Raw genomic sequence first — 19,223 nt, forward strand, 5'->3', positions numbered from 1 at the left:
ACCGAGCGGGAGCGAGACATGACGCCGAGCGGGAGCGAGACATGACGCCGAGCGGGAGCGAGAACGAGCGGAGATAGCGCACACTTTGCCCGCACGGGTCCGATCCCGTAGTGTCTGGACACATGTCTGGTAAGACCAAGTTCGAGTCCACTCGCCGCCGACTGACCCAGCAGCAAGCCGAAACCGTCGATCGATTGACCGCGGCAGCGATCACGGTCCTGCGCGACAAAGGGTTTGCCGATCTGACTGTGCGAATGGTGGCAGCGGAAGCCGGTGTCGCCGCGGCTACGGCGTACACCTATTTTTCGTCCAAGAGTCACCTTGTGGCAGAACTGTTCTGGCGCCGACTCGACGCGGTACCTCACGAGCCCTCCCCCGAGGCGGAACGAGAAGCGCAGGTCTGCTCGGTCCTTCGAAGCGTCGCACTCCTCGTTTCCGACGAACCGGAGCTGGCCGCGGCCGTGACCACGGCGATGATGGGCAATGATCCCGACGTCGAACACCTCCGCGGACGTATCGGCAAGAACATCCGCGAGCGGCTCATCGAGGCGCTGGGGCCGTCATACGATCCCGACGTACTCGAAGCACTCGAAATCTCCTGGTCCGGAGCGCTTGTTCGAGCCGGCATGGGTTACGAGTCCTATTCGCAGATCGCAGACCGGCTCGAAGTCACTGCCAGGCTGATCATGGCGGGTCGCGACAACCTCCACTAGACCGGAGTCATGGCACTCACCAACCATGTTCCCTCGACTCGATCGAGCGTCACCTCGACTCGGCTCGACGTCGACGCAGGTGCCGGTTGCGCGGCACTCGTCGTGATCTGATCGACGAACACGAGCACTTCTGCGCGGTCCGCAGCAACGGAGAGCACACCGACATCGACGACTCGGGCTTTCGTGCTGATTCCCTGCTCCTTCGACTGTGGGGCAACTGTTTTCGATCCGAATTCGGTGAAACTGTCCTGAAACGATCCGCCGGCGCCTTCGGCCGCTCGTGCGAGGTCGTCGTCGACGGTATCGCTGTTGTAGCTCAAGAGCTTCTCGACGAGCATCGGCGCCACACCGATCACCTCGGCACGTGCGGTTTCGGCTGCTGCCGAACGGTGGTGACTCCAGAGCAGAGTCCCGCCGGCTCCCACCAAGATCAGCGCTGCAAACGCCAAGACCACGCGCTTCACGGGACGAACTCCACACTCGACATCAGTACCCGACCGTCGACCTCTTCGACACCGACGCGAAGACGGTAGGTTCGCGCCGAAGACTCTCCCGCTGAATTGGCGACCTGAGCAGAGGCGGCGATCAGTACCACCCCCGAGGTTCCGGATTCCGATGCCAACGCTGCGGTGTCGACACGACCGTCGGAATCGACGGCAAAATCACGGATGGACGCGACGAACGCAGATTCGCCGGACTTCAGTTCGTCGGCAAAGGCTCCCGTACTCAGGGCCTGTAGCGTCGCGAGATTCTCGTCGACTGTGGCGGAGTGAACGTCGATCAGAGCGAGGGCTCCTGCGACCGCACCGTCGACGTACTCTTGACGCTGGGACTCTCGCGCGCGGTCCGATCGAACTGCCAGAGCACCGAAGACCACAACGACGCTCAGCGCCGCGAGTGCAATCCAGACGAGGGCAGTGAGTACACCGCGCTTCCCTCCGACCGGATCCAGCACCTCACCTCTCAGCGATTCGTCGGCGTCAGCAACTGTTGCCACGGCTCACCCTCCCCCGGACCGGAGTCAGCCGGAGCCAACTCCGTGTGTCGATAGTCGACTCCGTCAGGCCCGGTGTACAACTCGCCGGGCGCATTGGTCCCCGACGGCACGTACGCTTCGGGGCTCCGGCAGATCTCCGGGCTCGGTGCTCGTTTGCCCGGTACCTCCATACAGGGAATGTTCCGAGATCCACGAACGGCGAAGACCGAGTTCTGTGGCACTTTGCAGTACAGATCAGCCGGGGTGTCCGGCACACTCGTCTGGGTCGGGTCCCGTCGCTGATCGGCCGGAAGGTAGCCGGTCGAGCACGCCGCAGGGTCCTGCGCTTGGAGATGGAAGTTGACGTTCGCGGCGCCGTCCACCTGCCCGCGTTGGACAACGGTTTCCTGTGCCGCGACCAGTGGCGGCAAGATGACGAGCACCTGCTCCAACCCGGCGTTGTACGTCAAAGCCACCTGAGCGGTGCTGGTGAAATTGGCAAGCAGCACAGGCAAAGTGGGTTTGAGGCCTTGAAACAGCAGGTCGGCTTCAGTCGCGAAGCCCGGTCCGGTCTCGAGGATATTGCGCACGGACCCGTCGGCGATCTCCAACTGTCCACTGAGTTGAGCGACGCTGGACGCCCACTGGCGAATCTGATCGCCCGTCACCACCTGGGTCTGCAGGAGCGGATCCAACTGCTGTACGAGCGTCGTGGCCGGGGTTGTGGCAGCAGACATCTGATCGACGAACGAGGTGGTCGAATCCAGCAGACGAGCCAGGTCCTCTCCCCTGCCACCGAATGCTGCCGCGGACTCGTCGATCACCGACCGCAACTTGTCCTGCGGTACCGATGCGAGCATCGCCTGCGCCTGATCGAGGACCGGTCCGATCTCGGTCGGGATCGTGACAGCGTCGGGGCCGATCACGTCTCCGTCGGCCAGAAACGGTCCGTCCGCGGTTCTCGGTTGCATGTCGACGTATTGCTCGCCGATGGCCGACACACTTCGCACCGCTACTGCGAGCCCGCTGGAGGGAACGGGAACCGCACTCTCCAAAGATAATTCGGCGCGTACCACTCCCGGAGACAGACGCACCGATCTGACCTGACCGATGGTGTCGCCGCGATAGGTCACGTTCGCGTTCCGATACAGGCCACCGGCGTCGGGCAGTTCGACTGTCACCGAATAGCGCCCGATTCCGAGCATGGTCGGAACTCTCAGGTACGAGATAGCCGCTGCGCTCATGCCTATCACCGCCAGGATCGCGAAGATCGTCAATTGCCTTCGCACCAACTTCGTGAGAATCATCGTCCACCTCCCTGGGCGGGCTGCGCTGTGCCAAGTGGGCCGGGCTGCCCTGTGCCGAGTGGGGCGGTCAAGGGATCGACCAGTATTCCGTTCTCCACGGGGGTTTGCGGCGCCCCGAACGGCGTACCGAAGCCGAGACCTGACTGGAGGCGATTACTCGTGAGGTCGATCAGCGCCCACAGATTGGTGTAATCGCCGCGCATTCCGTCGTCGATGGTCGTCTGGGGGAAGGGGAAGGTACTCAGGTTGCCCAAATTGTTGATCAGGTCCGGTCCTGTTTCGACCACCTTCTGCAGCGTCGATTCCAAGGCGCTCAAATTGGCTTTCAAATCGTCGCGGGTCCGGTCGACCAGATCGGTCCCGACGTCCCCGAACCTGCCGACCGCATCGAGGGCGGTGGTCAGGTCGACGCGTTGGGCGCTGAGTTCCGCCAAGGCCGGATCAAGGGTCTCCAACGCCTCACCGAGAACGTCTCGCTGAGCCGTGATCTCGCCGGCGAAGACGTCGAGATTCTCCATGGTCGTGACCATCGCATCACGTTGGCGGTCGAGTGTTTCGGTCACGGTATCCATCTGACTCAGCAGGTCGCGCGCCGCGTCGGTCCGTCCGCCGAGCGCCGTGTTCAGCTCCGTGGTGATGCTGTGAATCTGAGCGAGCCCGCCGCCGTTGAGGACCAATGACAGTGCCGTCAACGCTTCCTCGGTGGTGGGATAGACACTGGCCGATGCAAGGGGAATCACGGATCCTTCCGACAACCGCCCTTCCGGCGCCACCTCGGTGGGCGGCGCGAGCGCGACGTGTTTGGATCCGAGCAGACTGGTTTGGCCGATCTTGGCAGTCGCGTTGGCGGGCAGCGACACCGAGCCGTCGAGCGCAACCGTCACCCGTGCGTGCCAGTTGTCGGTCTCGATCGCACTGATACTTCCGACTGTCACGTCGTTGACCATGACCGGAGAGTTGGGACTGATCGACGTGACGTCCGGCATCTCGATCACGACCGAGAAACTTCCCTCACCGCGGCCGGCCGCGCCCGGCAGCGACACCGAATTCAGCCCGCTCCATTGACAACCCGTCAGAACGAGCACGGCGCTCGCCGCCACACACACTGTTCCCCACCGGCGGCCAGTCATCGTGATCCTGTCGACGGCATGAGCAAGCCGGTCAGATCAGACGCCACCGGTACCGTCGGAAAGCCCAAGGCGCCAGTCGGTTCCAGATCAGGCTCGCTGTACACCAGTTGGTCCGGAAGAGCGCCGAGCGCCCGGGTCGGATTGATGCTCAGGTCCGGGTAGTTGGCCTTGATCGTGTTGAGCAACGGGCCGAGGTATTCGATGCACAAATCCGCGCCCTTCTTCGAGGTGTCGTTGGCCAGGCCGGCGATTCCGCCGCAGATCAAGTCGATCGGGTTGCCGACGTTCTGGAATGCGGGCACACCCACCATCGCTCCTTGGGCCGGCCGGTAGACGTTGTAGTAGTTCGACAACGCTGTCGGAGCCAGATGCAGTACCTTCTCGAGGCCTGCGCGCTTGTCGACCAGTACCTGGGACACGTCGGCCAACTTCGCGATCTGCTCCGTCAAGCCGGTTCGGTTCTGTTCGACGAACCGCTGTACGTCGACGACGGCGGCGTCCAGATCGGCGAGAGCCGGAGCCAATTGCGTCCGGCTCTCGGCGAGCACACTCGAGACATTTGCCAGTCGTCCTTGGAACTGAACGATCTGTTCGTCGCTTGCGGCGAGTGCGGTCGTGAAGGTCTGCAGGCCGCGGATGGTGCCGAACAGATCGGCTCCGCCTTCGTCGAGTGTGCTCATAGCCTCCGAGAGTTCGGTCACCGAGCGCCCCAGCGCTTCCCCGTTGCCGGCCAGTGCGGATCCGGCACCGTCAAGGAAGTTGGCGGCGGGACCGCGATCGTCCCCGACGGGACCCAAAGCATCGGCAGCCCGGCCCAGCTGTTCCTTGATCTGGTCCCACTCGACCGGGACGGCCGTTCTGTCGAGTGGGATCTCCGCACCGTCATTCAGTGCGTCGGCGCCGTCCGTCACCGCCGGCGTCAACTGCACGAAGCGGGCCGAGACCAGCGACTGGGCAACGATCACCGCTTTCGCGTCCTCGGCGACGGGAACCTCGCGCGCCAATTTCAGTTCGACGCGCATTCGATCTCCCTGTGGGGCGATCGCGGTGACGCGGCCGACGTCGACTCCCACGACACGAACGTCGTCACCGACATACAGACCGGTCGTCGAGGTGAAGTAGGCCGTCACGTTGTAGTAGCGCAGATGTTGCACCGCAAGGTATCCCGACACGACGACGATCGCCGCACCGATGACGCTTCCACCAACGACGGCGATTCGACGCCAGTTCACCGGTTTGCGAACTCGTAAGGCACCCATCATCGAACCTCCGGAATCGGTAGCGGCGCAGGTGGTAGCCCGAACATCGCGTTGATCAACGGTTGGGTGTATTGCGCTGGCACCAGGTTCTGAACGTAGGCGTAGTAGAAGGGGCCGCTGGCCACGGTGTCACCGAGCGTGCCCACGTACGTACCGAGACCGTCGATTCCCTGAGAAAGGTTGTCCTTGTTGTTCTGCAGAATTCCGACAACCGTGTCGAGTTTGCCGAGGACCGGCTGCAATTGCGCCTCGTTGTCGTGGACGAGTCCGCTCAGCTGGGTCGACAACGCCGAGATGTTCGTGATCACTTCCCCCAGCGCCGCCTGTCGCCGATCCAGTTCTCCCAACAAGGCGTTGCCGTCGACGAGTAGCGCGTTGACCTGTGGTCCACGCTCGGCCAGCGTCCCGGCGACGTCGTTTGCATCGGACAGCAAGGTGCGCAACATGTCGTCGCGTCTATTGACGCTGTCGGAGATCCGTGCGACACCGTCCAGCGCCGGCCTCAGGTTCGGCGCACTGTCGGACATCACCTGCCCCACTGCGTCGAGCGATTCGGAGAGTTGGTCGAGATCGATGTCCTCGACCGTCGTGGTGAGGTCACCGAGCACGTCGGGCAGCGAGTACGCCGATCTTGTTCGCTCGACCGGGATCTCGCCGCCGACCGCGATCCTTCCCGGACCGTCCAGATCGAGCGATACCGCTCGCTTGCCGAGCAACGACATCGTGGTGACGGCCGCCGATGTGCTTTCTCCCAAACCGATCGAGCCTTCCAGTGTGAAATCCACGCGCGCAAGTCCGTGCTCGACCTCGATCCGATCCACCGTTCCGATCTTCACTCCGGCGGCGTTGACTTCGTCTCCCGGCGCGAGACCGCTGGCGTCGGCGAACACCGCGCTGTACCCGACACCCGATTTCAGGAACTGCAGATTCTGATACTGGAGCGATGCCAATACGACGGCGGCCGTGACGACCAATCCCACGACCCCCACGCGTACGGCCTGGCTCTGTGCCATCTCTCTCATCGTGGTGCGCACCTTCCGGTCGTCTGATCCACCAGGTCGACAGTGAGCGGCGTACCGTCGGCACCGTCGACCTTCAGTGCGATTCCGCACAGATAGAAGTTGAAGAACGACCCGTACGAGCCGACTCGGATCAGCTGCTTGTAGTTCGAGGGCATGGACGCGAGAATCCGATCGAGCTCACTTTGTTGCTCGATCAGCGGATTCAGGCTTGCGTCCAGCTTCGACAGGTTTCCCGCGATGTCCGGGCGAACTCCGGCGAGGAGATCGGCGAAGGCGCCTGATGCGGTGTTCACACTCTCGACGGCAGTCCCGATCATCTCCCGGTCCGCCGCGAGCCCGCTGACCAGCTGTTGTAGGTGATCGAGAGTGTCACTGAACTGACCACCGCGGCTGCGCAATTCGCTGAGCACACCGTCGAGGTTGCCGATCACTCGACCGATCAGTTGGTCGCGGTCTGCGAGAGTGTTCGTAATCGATCCGGTGTGCACCAGCACCGATGCCACAGTTCCGGACTGGCCTTGAAACACCTCGAGCAAGGACATCGACAACGCGTTGACCTGCTCCGGGTCCAGGGCTTGAAACAGCGGCTTGAAACCACCGAGTAGCGCATCGAGGTCGAGTGCCGGTGCGGTGCGATCGACGGGGATGCTCTCGCCCTCCGGTTGCGGTTCCGCGATCCCCGGATCGTCGAGCAGTTCGAGGTATCGATTACCCACCAGATCCTGATATCGAACAGCGGCCCTGGTCGATACGGTCACGGTGTCACCCGTATCCACACTGAAACTCACGTGGGCACGGTGATTCCCACCGAATTCGACGGAGCCGACAGAACCGACCGGCACACCGGCGATGCGCACCTTGTCGCCGGCTCTGAGCCCGGAGGCGTTGACGAACTCCGCCGAGTACGACCTCGCGTCGCCACCCCGCAGCTGGCCGAACACGAGGATCAGCCCGGCGTTGACGAGGATCATCACCAGAACAAAAATTCCGAACTTGACGGTGTACCCACGAACTTTCATCGGATCTCCGTCCCGAACAGGTAGCTCATCAGATCCGGGACCGTGTTCATCGGTTGCCCACCATTCGGCTGACGCTCGGGCGCAAACGGATTCACCCCGGTATCGGTCACCAGGTACGGCGCATTGACGTTCGGATCACGCAAAGGGAGACCCATACACTGCGGACCGCCGGTTGCCGCCACCTTGGGCAGGTCGTCGGGATAGCGGTACGGTTCGGTTCCGGCAATCAGACCTATCGACATCTTGATGCCCGGTTGACCGTTGTAGGCGCCGTCGCCGATCCGCTTGCTCTCCTGCAGACCGTGGAACATACAGGGAATCACCGGGGAGTATTCCTCGAGCAGAGCGGTCGTCGGACGTAGCAGGGAAAGAACGGTGTCGACGCCGTCGGCGTTGGCTCCCAGTACGTCCTCGCCGGTGCGGGCCAGCCCGATCACGTTGAGCAAGAGGAGATCAAGATTCTGCTGCTCGTCGAGAACAGTGGATCCCGTCGTCGTGAGCGAGTCGAGCGTGTCCATCAAGTCGAGAACAGCGTCGCGGTAGGTCTGTGTGACGGCTGGCAGGTCAGTCAACACATGATCGAGAGCCTCACGTGCAGTGTTGAATTCGAGCAAGGAGGAATCTGCTTGTTCGAGTGCGACCCCGAGCCGTTCGCCGCGTCCTTGCAGAGCAGTCGAGAGGGCACCCAATGTCGAATCGAGTTTGCCCGGGTCCACTGTCCGGAGCACGGTGGTGAGTTTCTCGAACACCGTGTTCAGCTCGACGGTCAACCGGGATGCGTCGATCGTCGCCCCGGCGGCAAGTCGCGCGTTACTCGGCTGCTCCGGCGAGGACAGGCTGACGAACTTCGCGCCGAAGGCCGTGTTCGACGTGATCGCCACATCCACGTTTGACGGAATCGACTCGAGCGCTTCGGGATCGATCGACAACGACAGTTGCGCGGTGGCGTCGTCAGTCGGCGTGATGGACTCCACCGAGCCCACGGTCACCCCGGCCATCTTCACCCGCGCGCCCGGATCCATCACGAGCCCCGCGCGCTCCGCGATCACCGTGATCGGGACGCGAGCGACAAACACCTGGTTGAAAGACGCGACCGACAAAGCGATGACCCCGACGATCGCCGCAGCCAAGCCCAGAGCAGCCAACTTGTAGCCGTATCTGTGCACGCAGTCCCCCTAACCGGACAGATTGAAGTTGCCGGAACCGCCGTAGAGCGCGAGTGAGACGAGCAGGGTCACCGCCACGACGCAGATCAGCGAGAGCCGAACCCCGCGGCCCACTGCAGTTCCCACGCCCGACGGTCCCCCGGACGCGTTGTATCCGTAGTACGTGTGGATCAGCATCACCAGTAGTGCCATCACGAGCACTTGAACGAAGGACCATGCGACATCGACCGGATCGAGGAACGTCGTGAAGTAGTGGTCGTAAAGACCGGAGGACTGACCGAACAGCACGACCGTGGTGAACCTTCCGGCCAGAAAAGATCCTACGAGCGCCAATGAGTACAGCGGCAAGATCGCGATCATCCCTGCGGTGACGCGGGTGCTGACGACGTACGGGACCGAACTGATCGCCATCGATTCGAGGGCGTCGATTTCCTCACTGATGCGCATGGCACCGATCTGCGCGGTCGAACCTGCGCCGATCGTGGCCGACAGGCCGATTCCCGCGATGACCGGCGCAGCGATACGAACATTGATGAAGGCGGAGAAGAATCCGGTGAGCGCTTCGACTCCGATATTTCCCAGTGAGCTGAAACCTTGGATCGCAATGGTGCCGCCCGAGGCGAGAGTCAAAAATCCTACGACCGCAACCGTGCCGCCGATCACTGCCAAAGCTCCGGTGCCCATGCTGATCTCGGCTACCAGCCTCAACACTTCTTTCGGGTGTTTGCGAATTGCCCACGGGATGTGAGCGATGGCGCGCGCGAAGAAGACAGCTTGTCGCCCGACGTCGTCGATCGAGCGTGACGTTCGAGCCACCCGCGCCCGCGTGCGTCCGAACTTGCCGATTTGTGCCAGCGAATCCGACAGCGTCACCTCGATCACCCCGCCGTCAATCGGATGCCGACCGCGGTGACGATGGTGTTGACGACGAACAACGCCATGAATGCGTACACCACCGTTTCGTTGACGGCCTCCCCCACGCCTTTCGGCCCACCCCGTACCGACAGTCCGCGATAGCAGGCCACCAATCCCGCCAGCATCCCGAACAGTGCAGCTTTGACCATCGACAACGCCACCTCGGGCAGGCCGGTCAGCAACGTGATTCCCTCGACGAAGGCGCCAGGGTTCACTCCCTGGAGAAACACCGAGAAGGCGTAACCGCCGGCGATGCCGATGACGCAGACGAGTCCGTTGAGCAGCAAAGCCACCACGGTCGACGCGACCACCCGAGGAATCACCAGCCGAGTGATCGGATCGATCCCGAGCACCTCCATGGCGTCGATCTCTTCACGAATCGTTCTCGATCCCAGATCGGCGGCGATGGCTGTCGCGCCCGCACCTGCCACGATCAGCACCGTCACCACCGGACCGACCTGAGTCACGGCACCGAGCGCGGCCCCGGCGCCGCTGAGGTCGGCGGCACCGATTTCGCGGAGAAGGATGTTGAGGGTGAAACTCACCAGGACCGTGAACGGCACGGCTACCAACACTGTCGGCACGATCGACACCCGGGCGATCGTCCAACTCTGCTCGAGAAACTCCTGCACCTGAAAGCGGGTGCGGAACAAGCCCACTGCGACATCGGCGCCCATCCGGTAGAACTGGCCGAGTTCGCGCATCGGGCCCGCAAGTGCAACTCTTCCGCTGTACACGTCAATGCCCCGAAGGACATGACGTGGAGTTGCCGTAGTCGACCTTGAATTCCTTGATCCCGTTGAGCCAACCGGACGAGAGCCTGCTCGGATCGCCGAGCTTGCTGATGTCGGGCATGTGATCGGCGATCTTGCCGAAGATCAGATCGACCTCCATTCTGGCCAGGTTGGCGCCGACGCAGTAGTGCGGCCCGGTTCCTCCGAACGCGAGGTGCGGGTTCGGGTCTCGGGTGATGTCGAAGACGTCGGGGTTCCCGAAGACGGTTTCGTCGAAGTTCGCCGAGCCGTAGAGCAGTACGACGCGCTGCCCCTTCGCAATCGCAGTGCCGGCAATCTGTGTGTCCACCACTGCTGTTCGTTGCATCGACGTCAGTGGCGAAGCCCAGCGGATGATCTCGTCCGCGGCGGTGCGCGGACGCTCGCGCTTGTACAGTTCCCACTGATCCGGATGCTCGAGAAATGCCATCATGCCGAGTGTCGTTGCGTTTCGCGTCGTTTCGTTGCCCGCGACAGCCAACATGATGACGAAGAAACCGAACTGTTCCGGGGTGAGTTTCTGCCCGTCGATGTCGGCATGCACCAAGCGCGAGATGATGTCGTCGAGCGGTTCCTCCCGTCTCGCCTCAGCCAGTTGATAGGCGTAGCCCAATATCTGCGCCGACGCCATCCGAGACTCGCCGGCGAGTGACTCGTCGTCGTATCCCGTCATCTGATTCGACCATTCGTACAGCTGACGGCGCCCGTCCTGCGGTACACCGATCAGCTCCGAGATCGCCTGCATGGGTAACTCGCTGGCGACCTGGCTGACAAAATCACCGCTACCTTCCGCCACGGCAGCCGACGCTATGTCTTCTGCCCGCGCTTCCAACCCGGCCCGCATCGCTTCCACCGACCGCGGAGTGAACAAGCGTGCCACCAACTTGCGCAGCTGTGTGTGCTCAGGGGCGTCCTTGTTGATGAGGACGTGTTTCGTCGCCTCCAACTCCTCCGCCGAGATGTTGTCTTCATGCCGCGGAATGCAGCCGTTGACGTTGCTCGAGAACTCCTCGCTGCGCAACGAGACGTCGCGGACGTCTGCGTGGCGGGAGACAACCCAACAACCACCGTCGTGAAATCCGCCGGTACCCGGTTCCTGGGCGTTCCACCAGACCGGAGCGCATCGTCGTAGTTCGGCGAACTCGGCAAGCGGGACGCGCTCGCCGTACAGATGTGGGTCGGTCACGTCGAACCCGTCGGGAAGGTCGATCTCAGGCATTGCAGATGCTCCTTTACGGATGGGTGCCGGGTGCCGGGTGTTGCGTGTGAGCGCTAGTCGATCCGGTGGACCGGGTCGCGGTTCTGTGAGAACTCCTTGGCCCAGCGGTAGTCCGGCTTGCCGCTCGGCGCTCGAACGACCTCGTCGGCGATCCAGAAGGAACGCGGAATCTTGTAGCCGGCGAGGTGACTGCGGGCGTGCTTCTCGATGGATTCGAAATCCGGTTCCACACCGTCGCGGATGCGAAGCACTGCCGCCACCCGATTGCCCCACCGCTCGTCCGGAACACCGATCACTGTCGCATCGTAGATGTCGGGATGGGCCTTCACCACGGCTTCGACTTCTTCCACGAAGACCTTCTCGCCGCCGGTGTTGACCACCATGTTTCCCCGTCCGAGGAGGGTGACCGAGCCGTCGTCCTCGATCCGCGCCCGGTCTCCGGTCACCACTGCCCGTGCGCCGTTCACCTCGCGGAATATCTCGGCCGACTTCACCGGATCCTTGTAGTAGCCGAGTGGAACGTTTCCGAGTTTCGCCAGCCATCCTTCGGCGCCCGAGCCCGGCTCCAACACACGGTTGTCGTCGTCGACGACGACCGTGAATCTGTTGGCACCCACTTTGGGTCCGCCACGCTGCTCGAGCCCTTTGGTTGCGAATCCGATTCCGCCGAAGCCTGTTTCGGACGATCCAACCGAATCGGAGATCATCAGATTCGGAAAGACGTCGAAGAACGCATCTTTGACCGATCCGGAGAAGAGCGCAGCGCCAGAGGCGAGCACAGCCAGGCTCGACCCATCCGGTTGCAATTCGTGATGGGCTTCGACCAGTGGACGGCCCATGGCGTCGCCGGTGATGACCATGACCTGCGGCCGATACTCGGCGACGACTTTCCAGACCTGTGCCGCATCGAACTTCGGTTCGAAGATGACGGTGTTTCCGGAGAACAGAGCGTTGAACGTCGGCATCAGTGCCGAAGTGTGGATCAGCGGTGGAAGCATGCACCACCGCATCGGTTCGGCTGCCGCGGCGCCACCGCGCGACTGCTGGTACTCGTCGGCGATCGGCTCACCCGAATAGAAGTCGTAACCGCCGGCCAATACGCGCCAGATGTCTTCCTGCCGCCAGACGACGCCTTTCGGTCGTCCGGTTGTTCCGCCGGTGTAGAGAACGTAGACGTCATCGCCGGAACGCTCGGGAAATGCATGTTCACCTGTGCGAAGCGAGGATTGGTTGCCGAGCGCATCCTCGTACGCCACTGCCCCCGGAATCGACGGTTCGTTCCCGAGAGCGAGTTCGTCCGCCGCCTCGATCACGTACTTGACCCGCGGCGTGGCCACCAAGGCCTCGGCGACCCGCTCAGCGAAACCACGATGGAAAACCAACGCCGTGAGATCCGCGTTCTCGTACAGGTAAACCAATTCGTCGCTCGTGTAGCGGTAGTTCACCGTGATGGGAACGCCGCGGATCTTGAAGGCCGCGAGGACAGCAACCATCGCCTCGATCGAGTTGTGCAGCTGAATACCGATGTGCGAACCGACACCCAACCCGACGGACTGGAAGTAATGCGCCAATCGGTTGGCCCGCTCGTCGAGCTCACGGTATGTCACCTCCTCGCCGGAAACGATCAGCGCGAGGCGATCGGGCATCACATCGACGGAATGCTCGAACAGGTCTGCAAACGTGTACGCCATAGGTTGAGTCCTTCGGGTTCGGCCGGTCAGACGACGAAGAGAGGCAAGGGGATTCCGCGATCTTCGAATACGAATGCCGCGCCGGTACTGACCTTCGTGATGGCGACTTCGACGCATTCCGGAGCGGGAGCCTCGGTGATGTCGACGGCCAGAAGAAGCCCCGCGGCATCTTCGGCCACCACTCTCACGGTGAAGTGCGGATTCACGCCGCGGACCAAAGCTTGGAGAGGATCAAGGTGCTCGCTGCCGAGCAAGGTCGGCCAACCGCCGTCGCGGTCGACAAGAGCTTCTCGCGAGATCCGCAGCTCCAGAGCACCGCCGTCCTGTCGAATCTCGCTCTCCACATACTGCTTCGGATTCAGCAAGGGATGCACGGACAGGACCAATGCCAACGATTCCAGCGTCGAAGGAAGCCCGAGCGCATCTCGAATACGCTGTGCCGCAACTCCCGCGATTCCGGTCAATTGCTTTCGCGTGATCTCGCGAGCCTTGTCTTCGTCGGCACGGCGGCGAACCGCTGCCAGAAAGCCCAACGCCAACAGATGATGCTGCACGCAGATCTCCTCTGCGATACGAACCAAGGCTGATCGCGAGAAGTCGGAAAACCTCAGGTCGGACAACAACGGACCCGAGTAGTCCGCCCTGCCGTCCCCACCGTGATCGATCGGGCTCAGCTCGACCGTCACCGCGGCGGTGCGTCCGATCTGCTCGGTGTGCGCGGTCATCACGGGAGGCGTGTGCGACGGGTCGATGGAAACGGTCCAGGCGCAGTGCGGATGTCGGTCGGCGGGCCTGCGCGGTGGTCGGTGAATCGGCCGGATCTGGGCGCGCGGGTTGGTCGCGATGGCCGTTGCATCGAAAGTCGGATCCTCGATGTCGTGACACATCGAGGTCACGAACTCATCGCCCAACGGCTCGACGTCCATGAGTGCTCCGCAATGATCGAGCCAGAATTCACCGTGCAGCGGATCGTCGACCCGGTATCGAAAGTCCATGAACTGTGGCGGAGCGCCGATGTCGAGTTGTAATCCTTTGAAGATCGTCACGACGTCGTCGCCCTCGTATCCGAGAGCCTTCTGCATGCGGCGGGTGTACCAGGGGCTGGCCGATTCCCACTCCTCGACGGCCACCTGTGCCATACCCTCGCGCCCGAATTCGACGATCAGATGCGCCATGCCCGAGCGGTCGATGAGTTGCCCGCACAGGAGCAACTCGGGCACCAGCACGGCAAGGTCGCGCTGCGAGAGTGCCTCGAAGGAATCGCGCACCGACATAGGACTCACCACAGCGAAACCGGCGCGGTGCCCACCGGATACCAGCCCGGCAGCGGGTTGCCCGAGATCGATCGCTGGATCCGCCCCTGCATCCCCTTCGAGAGAGCATTGTTGCCGATCATCTCCATGAACAATGCCGACACGTTCCCGAAATCGAAGAAGTCACGCTGCCAGGACCATTGGAAATCCCCGCCGTAGCGGAACCAACTACCACCGATACCGTAGACGGAGTAGTTGCTACCGTCCTCACGCTTGGCATCGGAAATCTGCTTCCACAAGCCGATCACGTTTCCGCTACGGTCGTCGATCACAAAGTCTTGATACGGATACTCCCAGCCTTCGAGGCCCTTCATCTCGAGACCGAGCGCGACTTCACGAATCTCCTCGCGCCCCACCGCCATGAAATCCTGCTTGGGGCCGTAGTTCCACCCGTACGTGGCGTCCTCGGTATACATGTCCGCCAACGGTTTCCAATCGCCGGCGGCTTCGGCCTTTTTGTTCGCCTCGATCCAGCGTTGGACCATCTCGTCGAGCTCTGCGCGGTCGAAACCCGTCATCTGAACTTCCTCCCTCGAGCACATGAATTCGCTGCAATCAATCGACAATTCTCAGGGCGCCGGTCGGGCAGTACCTGACCGCCATCTCGGCTTCACCGCGGAGCGACTCGGGTGGGTCGGAGTCCAGAAGACTGACCTTCCCCCGCTTCGGGACGACAAAGATCTCCGGTGCCTCCAGCTCGCATGCCGCATGGCCTTGGCACAGGTCGAGGTCGACTTCGACGTGCATGATCACCCCTCACGCCCGGGACGTGTTCGGCGCCGGTACCTCACCGCGCACGGCTGCTGCAACTGGACGACCATCTTGCTGTGGTCGTTTCGGTAGGATTCCGACGGCTGCGCCATCTCGAACTCGAAGTCCCGCAGCAGGATCGAGAAGATCGCTTTGAGCTGCATCTGGGCGAACGCAGCGCCGACGCAGCGATGCCGGCCGGCTCCGAACGGAATCCACGTCCAGCGGTTGACGATGTCCTCTTGATTCGGGTCGATGTACCTCCCGGGATCGAAGGTGTCCGGCCGGGGAAAGTCCTCGGCGATTCGATTGGAGATCGCGGGTGTCGCGGCGACAAGATGGCCCTCTCGGATCTCGAAGCCTCCCACTTCGAAATCTCCACGTGCCACCCGCAACAGGATGATCAACGGCGGATGCAGTCGAAGGGTTTCCTTGACCACAGCCTCCAGAACCGGAATCTGGCGCAGGGCATGAAAACTGATGTCGGCGCCGTCGGAGTACAGATTGTCGAGTTCGTCGACGACGTCCGTCATGGTGTCGGGATGCCGCAACATCTCGATCAACGACCACGCTGCCGTGCCGGAAGTCGTGTGGTGGCCGGCGAACATCATCGAGATGAAGATGCCGGTGATCTCGTCGGCACTGAACCGGAGGTCGCCGTTCTCGTCCTTGACCGAGACCAACACGTCCAACATGTCGCGGTCATCCTTGCCCTGCGGAGGATTCGCGATGCGCCTGTTCATGATGTCCTGTACCAGAGCGACCAACGCCAACCGGGCCTCGTCGCGGCGGCGGAAACTCTCGATCGGCGCGTACGGATCCACGAAAGCCAATGCATCCGTTCCCTGTTCGAGCTCGTGATACAGCTTGGCGAAGCTATCATCCAGTTCGTCGCGGAACTTCTTGCCGATCAGGCACGCCGACGAGGTGTAGATGGTCAGCTCGGCGAAGAAGTCGAGCAGATCGATCTCGCCTTCGTCTCCCCACTGCGCGACCATCGCCTCGACTTCGCGGCCGATCGTGGCGGCGTGCCCGCGCATCTGTTCGCCGCGCAGAGCCGAGTTGTGCAGCATCTCTTTACGCCGCTCCGGGCTGGCGTCGAAGACGACGCCTTCACCGAATATCGGCTTCATGAAGGGGTAAGCCGCTTGTTGGTCGAGGTCCTCGTCGGTGGAGCGGAAGAAGAACTCGTTTGCCTCGGCTCCGGACAGCAAGATCACTGTGCGGTCGGCAAGTTGAAAGGCGCCGACGTCACCACATTCCTCACGCACCCGGCGCATGAGCGCTATCGGGTCGGTTCGCAGTTCCTCGAGATGCCCGTGCGGGAGATCCCCGCCGGACACCCGCGGCGGCTCTGGCAGTGTTCGCGACGTCTCTTGCACTCCGTGCGTCATGTCGTCTCCTGTGAGTTCGCAGTGGGAAGTTTGTCCAGTGGCGCCTCGGGCTGAACTTCGACGAGCACGATGTGTGCTCCTCGCGGCGCCGACACAACGGCGACGATGGCATTGGCGATGTCCGAGGCGCGCAGAAAGTAACCATGGCGGGCGAACCCCCACTTGCTCCACGATTCCCCGACCGGTCCGATGATCTCCGGCGTCGTGTCCATCCCCATGCCGGTCAGTGTCGGCCCGGGTCGCACGATCGACGCGCGAATGCCTGTTCCCTCGAGCTCCATTCGCATCTGACGCCCCATTGCCTCGAGCCCGGCCTTCGCTGCGTCGTACGCACCCATGAGTGGACGCTGGCGCTCGGCACAATCCGAGCCGATCAGTACGAAGTCACCGCGCTGTCGTTGCCTCATACCGGGGAGAACACGATGCGCCAATCGCTGCGCACCGACGAGGTGAACTTGGATCTGCCGTAGAAACGCCTCAGGATTCATCTCGTCCGCAGCCCCGAATTCGAGGTCTCCGGCACCGGAGACGACGATTTCCGCGGGGCCGTGGACTGCCTCTGCGGCCGAGACGAACCCGTCGACCGAATCACCGTCCGTGACGTCGAGGAAGTGGGCGAACGCTTCACCACCGTTGCTGCGGATCTTCTCGGCGATGGCTTCGCATTCGGCGACTCGACGCGCACCGAGTGCAACCGGATGCCCGAGTTCGGCCAGGGCATACGCGGTGGCTGTGCCGATTCCCGACGACGCACCACTGATCAGTGCCGGCCGGCGAACAGGATTGGGTTCGAAACGAGGCATCAGCGCACCTGCACTTTCACCGGCAGGGCCGCAAAGCCCCGGACATTTGTCGAATGAACACGCTCGATTCCGGACTCGACGACTTCGTAGTCGCTGACCCGACGCCCGAACTCCGCCAGGGCGATCTTGGCTTCGAGCTTGGCAAGGTGGGCACCGAGGCAGAAGTGCACGCCACCACCGAAACTCGCGAGTTTTCCCGACGAACTCCGGCCGATCTGGAAGCTGTCGGCATCGTCGAAGACGTCGGCGTCTCGGTTGGCCGATCCGATCAGGAGCAGGACCTTCTCCCCCGCTGGAATGGTGCGCCCGTGGTATTCGAGGTCGACAACCGAAGTCCGAGCCACGATCTGACTCGACGTGTCGTAGCGAAGAGTCTCTTCCACCCATTCCGAGGCTCGTTCGGGATCGTCGAGGACCGGTGCGATCTGCTCCCGGTGGTGCGAACCCCAGTACAGAGCGTTTCCGAGAAGCTTGGTCGTGGTCTCGTTTCCGGCCACGACCATCAGAAACATGAATCCGACGATCTCCTGGTCCGAAAGCTTGTCTCCGTCGATCTCGGCGTCGAGCAAGGCCGAGGTCAGATCGTCCGTCCGCGATCGGCGACGCTGCGCGATCATCTCCTTGTAGTAGCCCATCAAACTGATCGAAGCCTCCACCGCAGGTTGCGGCACGTCGAGAACACCCGCCTCTCGATGCACCACCAGATCCGCCTTGCGCCGCAGTTCGGCTCGGTCGGGTTCGGGGACACCCATGAGTTCGGAGATGACGTCCATCGGCAGCTTTCCCGCCACCTCCGTAATCCAGTCGAACTCCCCCGCGCCCAGCGCGGGTATCAGATGTTGCTTCGTCAGTTCGAGTATCCGGCCGTCGAGCTCCGCAACACGCCGCGGTGTGAATCCGCGAGAAACCAACTGGCGCAACCGCATATGGCGGGGATCATCCATAGCGAGAAACGACATCACATAATGCGCGTGTGGACCGTATGCAGCGGGGTCGAGTGATACTCCGTTTGCGCTCGACAGACGCTTGTTGTCCTTGAATCCGTCGACCACGTCCGCATATCGCGACAATGCCCAAAAGCCCACGTCCGGATTGTGATACAGGGGTGATTCTTCGCGCAGACGCTTGTACGTCGGATACGGATCGTCGTGAAAGTGGTAGTCGTACGGATTGAAGACCACCGGATCGATCAAAGCTTCTGTCATGATTTCTCCAGGATCAGTAGAGCTGAGGCCTCGAGGCGTCCAGCGATTTGCGCGTAGGTTCCGTAGCCGATCCCTGCCCGCAGAAGCGCCCCGGCATAAAGCATTTCGAGCGCTTCCAACACTTCGGGTTCGCCATTCGGATCCAACGCCGAGGCGAGTCGTTGATGGATCTCGAGCCCGATCCGGCCGCGAAGATGTTCCACTTCAGGGTCGGATCCGAGCAGTGCATTGGTCACGGCGGCCGATACCTCCGGTTCGTCCGCGAGAAGCAGCGCGATATTTCGAAGTACAGACAGCACGTGCGCGGTGCGATCCAACCCTGAGCCATCAGGCGCCGACGAGTTCTGAAGTCTTCGCCAGAAAACCTCTGCGACGAGATGCTCCTTGGACGCGAAATACGTGTAGGCGGTCGCAGTTCCTACGCCCGCTTCGGCCGCAACCGAACGGACAGTCAGTCCGGAAAACTCTTGTTTGCGTAGAACTTTCACTGTTGCTTCGGCAAGCCTGGCCACAGTTTCCGCCTGTTTGCCCGTGAGGCGCCTGCGAGTGGATTCGTAGACAATCGATC

At 62.3% G+C, this 19,223-nt stretch carries 20 protein-coding genes; 1 reads left to right on the forward strand and 19 read right to left on the reverse strand.

The features are described from left to right. The first annotated feature begins 122 nt into the window (after positions 1-122). The gene (locus M1L53_RS25100; RefSeq protein WP_003943994.1) at positions 123-713 is read left to right on the forward strand and encodes a TetR/AcrR family transcriptional regulator; all 591 of its coding nucleotides are present in this window, start codon (positions 123-125) and stop codon (positions 711-713) included. Here M1L53_RS25100 and M1L53_RS25105 read toward each other — a convergent pair. The 19 genes from M1L53_RS25105 to M1L53_RS25195 are packed head-to-tail and all read right to left on the reverse strand — an operon-like array spanning position 710 to position 19,218. Continuing rightward, positions 710-1,177, reverse strand: a complete 468-nt coding sequence (locus M1L53_RS25105) for a hypothetical protein (RefSeq protein ID WP_054187425.1) — start codon at positions 1,175-1,177, stop codon at positions 710-712. The two genes, M1L53_RS25100 and M1L53_RS25105, sit on opposite strands and share 4 nt — an antisense overlap. After that, complete coding sequence (locus M1L53_RS25110; RefSeq protein ID WP_232319018.1) at positions 1,174-1,710, reverse strand: hypothetical protein; 537 nt, start codon at positions 1,708-1,710, stop codon at positions 1,174-1,176. The genes M1L53_RS25105 and M1L53_RS25110 overlap by 4 nt, the downstream gene beginning before the upstream one ends. Then, a complete protein-coding gene (locus M1L53_RS25115) occupies positions 1,677-2,996 on the reverse strand; it encodes an MCE family protein (RefSeq protein WP_054187426.1) in 1,320 nt (439 codons plus the stop codon). The genes M1L53_RS25110 and M1L53_RS25115 overlap by 34 nt, the downstream gene beginning before the upstream one ends. Continuing rightward, positions 2,993-4,126 (reverse strand): MCE family protein, encoded by a 1,134-nt coding sequence (locus M1L53_RS25120; RefSeq protein ID WP_185744460.1) that lies wholly within the window; start codon positions 4,124-4,126, stop codon positions 2,993-2,995. The genes M1L53_RS25115 and M1L53_RS25120 overlap by 4 nt, the downstream gene beginning before the upstream one ends. Then, the gene (locus M1L53_RS25125) at positions 4,123-5,385 is read right to left on the reverse strand and encodes an MCE family protein (protein WP_042450459.1); all 1,263 of its coding nucleotides are present in this window, start codon (positions 5,383-5,385) and stop codon (positions 4,123-4,125) included. Before M1L53_RS25125 ends, M1L53_RS25120 begins: the two co-directional genes overlap by 4 nt. Beyond that, positions 5,385-6,407: an MCE family protein gene (locus M1L53_RS25130; protein WP_030536766.1), complete on the reverse strand. Its 1,023-nt coding sequence runs from the start codon at positions 6,405-6,407 to the stop codon at positions 5,385-5,387. The genes M1L53_RS25125 and M1L53_RS25130 overlap by 1 nt, the downstream gene beginning before the upstream one ends. Continuing rightward, entirely contained in the window at positions 6,404-7,426 is a 1,023-nt protein-coding gene (locus M1L53_RS25135) for an MCE family protein (RefSeq protein WP_054187427.1), read from the reverse strand. The genes M1L53_RS25130 and M1L53_RS25135 overlap by 4 nt, the downstream gene beginning before the upstream one ends. Further along, complete coding sequence (locus tag M1L53_RS25140; protein ID WP_054187428.1) at positions 7,423-8,592, reverse strand: MCE family protein; 1,170 nt, start codon at positions 8,590-8,592, stop codon at positions 7,423-7,425. Before M1L53_RS25140 ends, M1L53_RS25135 begins: the two co-directional genes overlap by 4 nt. Before the next feature lie 9 nt (positions 8,593-8,601). Beyond that, complete coding sequence (locus M1L53_RS25145; protein WP_003944051.1) at positions 8,602-9,474, reverse strand: ABC transporter permease; 873 nt, start codon at positions 9,472-9,474, stop codon at positions 8,602-8,604. After that, positions 9,471-10,211: an ABC transporter permease gene (locus M1L53_RS25150; RefSeq protein ID WP_054187440.1), complete on the reverse strand. Its 741-nt coding sequence runs from the start codon at positions 10,209-10,211 to the stop codon at positions 9,471-9,473. The genes M1L53_RS25145 and M1L53_RS25150 overlap by 4 nt, the downstream gene beginning before the upstream one ends. A 34-nt stretch (positions 10,212-10,245) precedes the next feature. Beyond that, positions 10,246-11,499: a cytochrome P450 gene (locus M1L53_RS25155; RefSeq protein ID WP_030536770.1), complete on the reverse strand. Its 1,254-nt coding sequence runs from the start codon at positions 11,497-11,499 to the stop codon at positions 10,246-10,248. Between the two features lie 53 nt (positions 11,500-11,552). Continuing rightward, the gene (locus tag M1L53_RS25160; protein WP_054187429.1) at positions 11,553-13,190 is read right to left on the reverse strand and encodes an acyl-CoA synthetase; all 1,638 of its coding nucleotides are present in this window, start codon (positions 13,188-13,190) and stop codon (positions 11,553-11,555) included. 26 nt (positions 13,191-13,216) lie between these two features. Further along, on the reverse strand, positions 13,217-14,464 hold the full coding sequence (locus M1L53_RS25165; RefSeq protein WP_087503877.1) for a hypothetical protein: 1,248 nt from the start codon (positions 14,462-14,464) through the stop codon (positions 13,217-13,219). A 5-nt stretch (positions 14,465-14,469) separates the two neighbouring features. Then, complete coding sequence (locus M1L53_RS25170) at positions 14,470-15,021, reverse strand: hypothetical protein (RefSeq protein WP_042923098.1); 552 nt, start codon at positions 15,019-15,021, stop codon at positions 14,470-14,472. Between the two features lie 37 nt (positions 15,022-15,058). Continuing rightward, complete coding sequence (locus M1L53_RS25175; protein ID WP_020907945.1) at positions 15,059-15,250, reverse strand: ferredoxin; 192 nt, start codon at positions 15,248-15,250, stop codon at positions 15,059-15,061. Positions 15,251-15,252: 2 nt separating this feature from the next. Further along, positions 15,253-16,647, reverse strand: coding sequence for a cytochrome P450 (locus M1L53_RS25180; RefSeq protein ID WP_003944094.1), 1,395 nt, complete (start codon positions 16,645-16,647; stop codon positions 15,253-15,255). Next, positions 16,644-17,450, reverse strand: a complete 807-nt coding sequence (locus tag M1L53_RS25185) for an SDR family oxidoreductase (RefSeq protein ID WP_003944110.1) — start codon at positions 17,448-17,450, stop codon at positions 16,644-16,646. Before M1L53_RS25185 ends, M1L53_RS25180 begins: the two co-directional genes overlap by 4 nt. Beyond that, positions 17,450-18,655, reverse strand: coding sequence for a cytochrome P450 (locus M1L53_RS25190; RefSeq protein ID WP_054187431.1), 1,206 nt, complete (start codon positions 18,653-18,655; stop codon positions 17,450-17,452). The genes M1L53_RS25185 and M1L53_RS25190 overlap by 1 nt, the downstream gene beginning before the upstream one ends. After that, positions 18,652-19,218 (reverse strand): TetR/AcrR family transcriptional regulator, encoded by a 567-nt coding sequence (locus M1L53_RS25195; protein WP_024487471.1) that lies wholly within the window; start codon positions 19,216-19,218, stop codon positions 18,652-18,654. The genes M1L53_RS25190 and M1L53_RS25195 overlap by 4 nt, the downstream gene beginning before the upstream one ends. Positions 19,219-19,223: the final 5 nt, after the last annotated feature.

It is taken from the genome of Rhodococcus sp. T9N, assembly GCF_024436645.1.
In the GTDB taxonomy this organism is placed as follows: Bacteria; Actinomycetota; Actinomycetes; order Mycobacteriales; family Mycobacteriaceae; genus Rhodococcus_F; species Rhodococcus_F qingshengii.

What these genes read in the sequence shown, in the direction of transcription:
- M1L53_RS25100 (WP_003943994.1), top strand. Translation starts at nt 123, where the DNA reads ATGTCTGGTAAGACCAAGTTCGAGTCCACTCGCCGCCGACTGACCCAG.
- M1L53_RS25115 (WP_054187426.1), bottom strand. Translation starts at nt 2,996, where the DNA reads ATGATTCTCACGAAGTTGGTGCGAAGGCAATTGACGATCTTCGCGATC.
- M1L53_RS25120 (WP_185744460.1), bottom strand. Translation starts at nt 4,126, where the DNA reads ATGACTGGCCGCCGGTGGGGAACAGTGTGTGTGGCGGCGAGCGCCGTG.
- M1L53_RS25125 (WP_042450459.1), bottom strand. Translation starts at nt 5,385, where the DNA reads ATGGGTGCCTTACGAGTTCGCAAACCGGTGAACTGGCGTCGAATCGCC.
- M1L53_RS25130 (WP_030536766.1), bottom strand. Translation starts at nt 6,407, where the DNA reads ATGAGAGAGATGGCACAGAGCCAGGCCGTACGCGTGGGGGTCGTGGGA.
- M1L53_RS25135 (WP_054187427.1), bottom strand. Translation starts at nt 7,426, where the DNA reads ATGAAAGTTCGTGGGTACACCGTCAAGTTCGGAATTTTTGTTCTGGTG.
- M1L53_RS25150 (WP_054187440.1), bottom strand. Translation starts at nt 10,211, where the DNA reads ATGCGCGAACTCGGCCAGTTCTACCGGATGGGCGCCGATGTCGCAGTG.
- M1L53_RS25155 (WP_030536770.1), bottom strand. Translation starts at nt 11,499, where the DNA reads ATGCCTGAGATCGACCTTCCCGACGGGTTCGACGTGACCGACCCACAT.
- M1L53_RS25160 (WP_054187429.1), bottom strand. Translation starts at nt 13,190, where the DNA reads ATGGCGTACACGTTTGCAGACCTGTTCGAGCATTCCGTCGATGTGATG.
- M1L53_RS25165 (WP_087503877.1), bottom strand. Translation starts at nt 14,464, where the DNA reads ATGTCGGTGCGCGATTCCTTCGAGGCACTCTCGCAGCGCGACCTTGCC.
- M1L53_RS25170 (WP_042923098.1), bottom strand. Translation starts at nt 15,021, where the DNA reads ATGACGGGTTTCGACCGCGCAGAGCTCGACGAGATGGTCCAACGCTGG.
- M1L53_RS25175 (WP_020907945.1), bottom strand. Translation starts at nt 15,250, where the DNA reads ATGCACGTCGAAGTCGACCTCGACCTGTGCCAAGGCCATGCGGCATGC.
- M1L53_RS25180 (WP_003944094.1), bottom strand. Translation starts at nt 16,647, where the DNA reads ATGACGCACGGAGTGCAAGAGACGTCGCGAACACTGCCAGAGCCGCCG.
- M1L53_RS25185 (WP_003944110.1), bottom strand. Translation starts at nt 17,450, where the DNA reads ATGCCTCGTTTCGAACCCAATCCTGTTCGCCGGCCGGCACTGATCAGT.
- M1L53_RS25190 (WP_054187431.1), bottom strand. Translation starts at nt 18,655, where the DNA reads ATGACAGAAGCTTTGATCGATCCGGTGGTCTTCAATCCGTACGACTAC.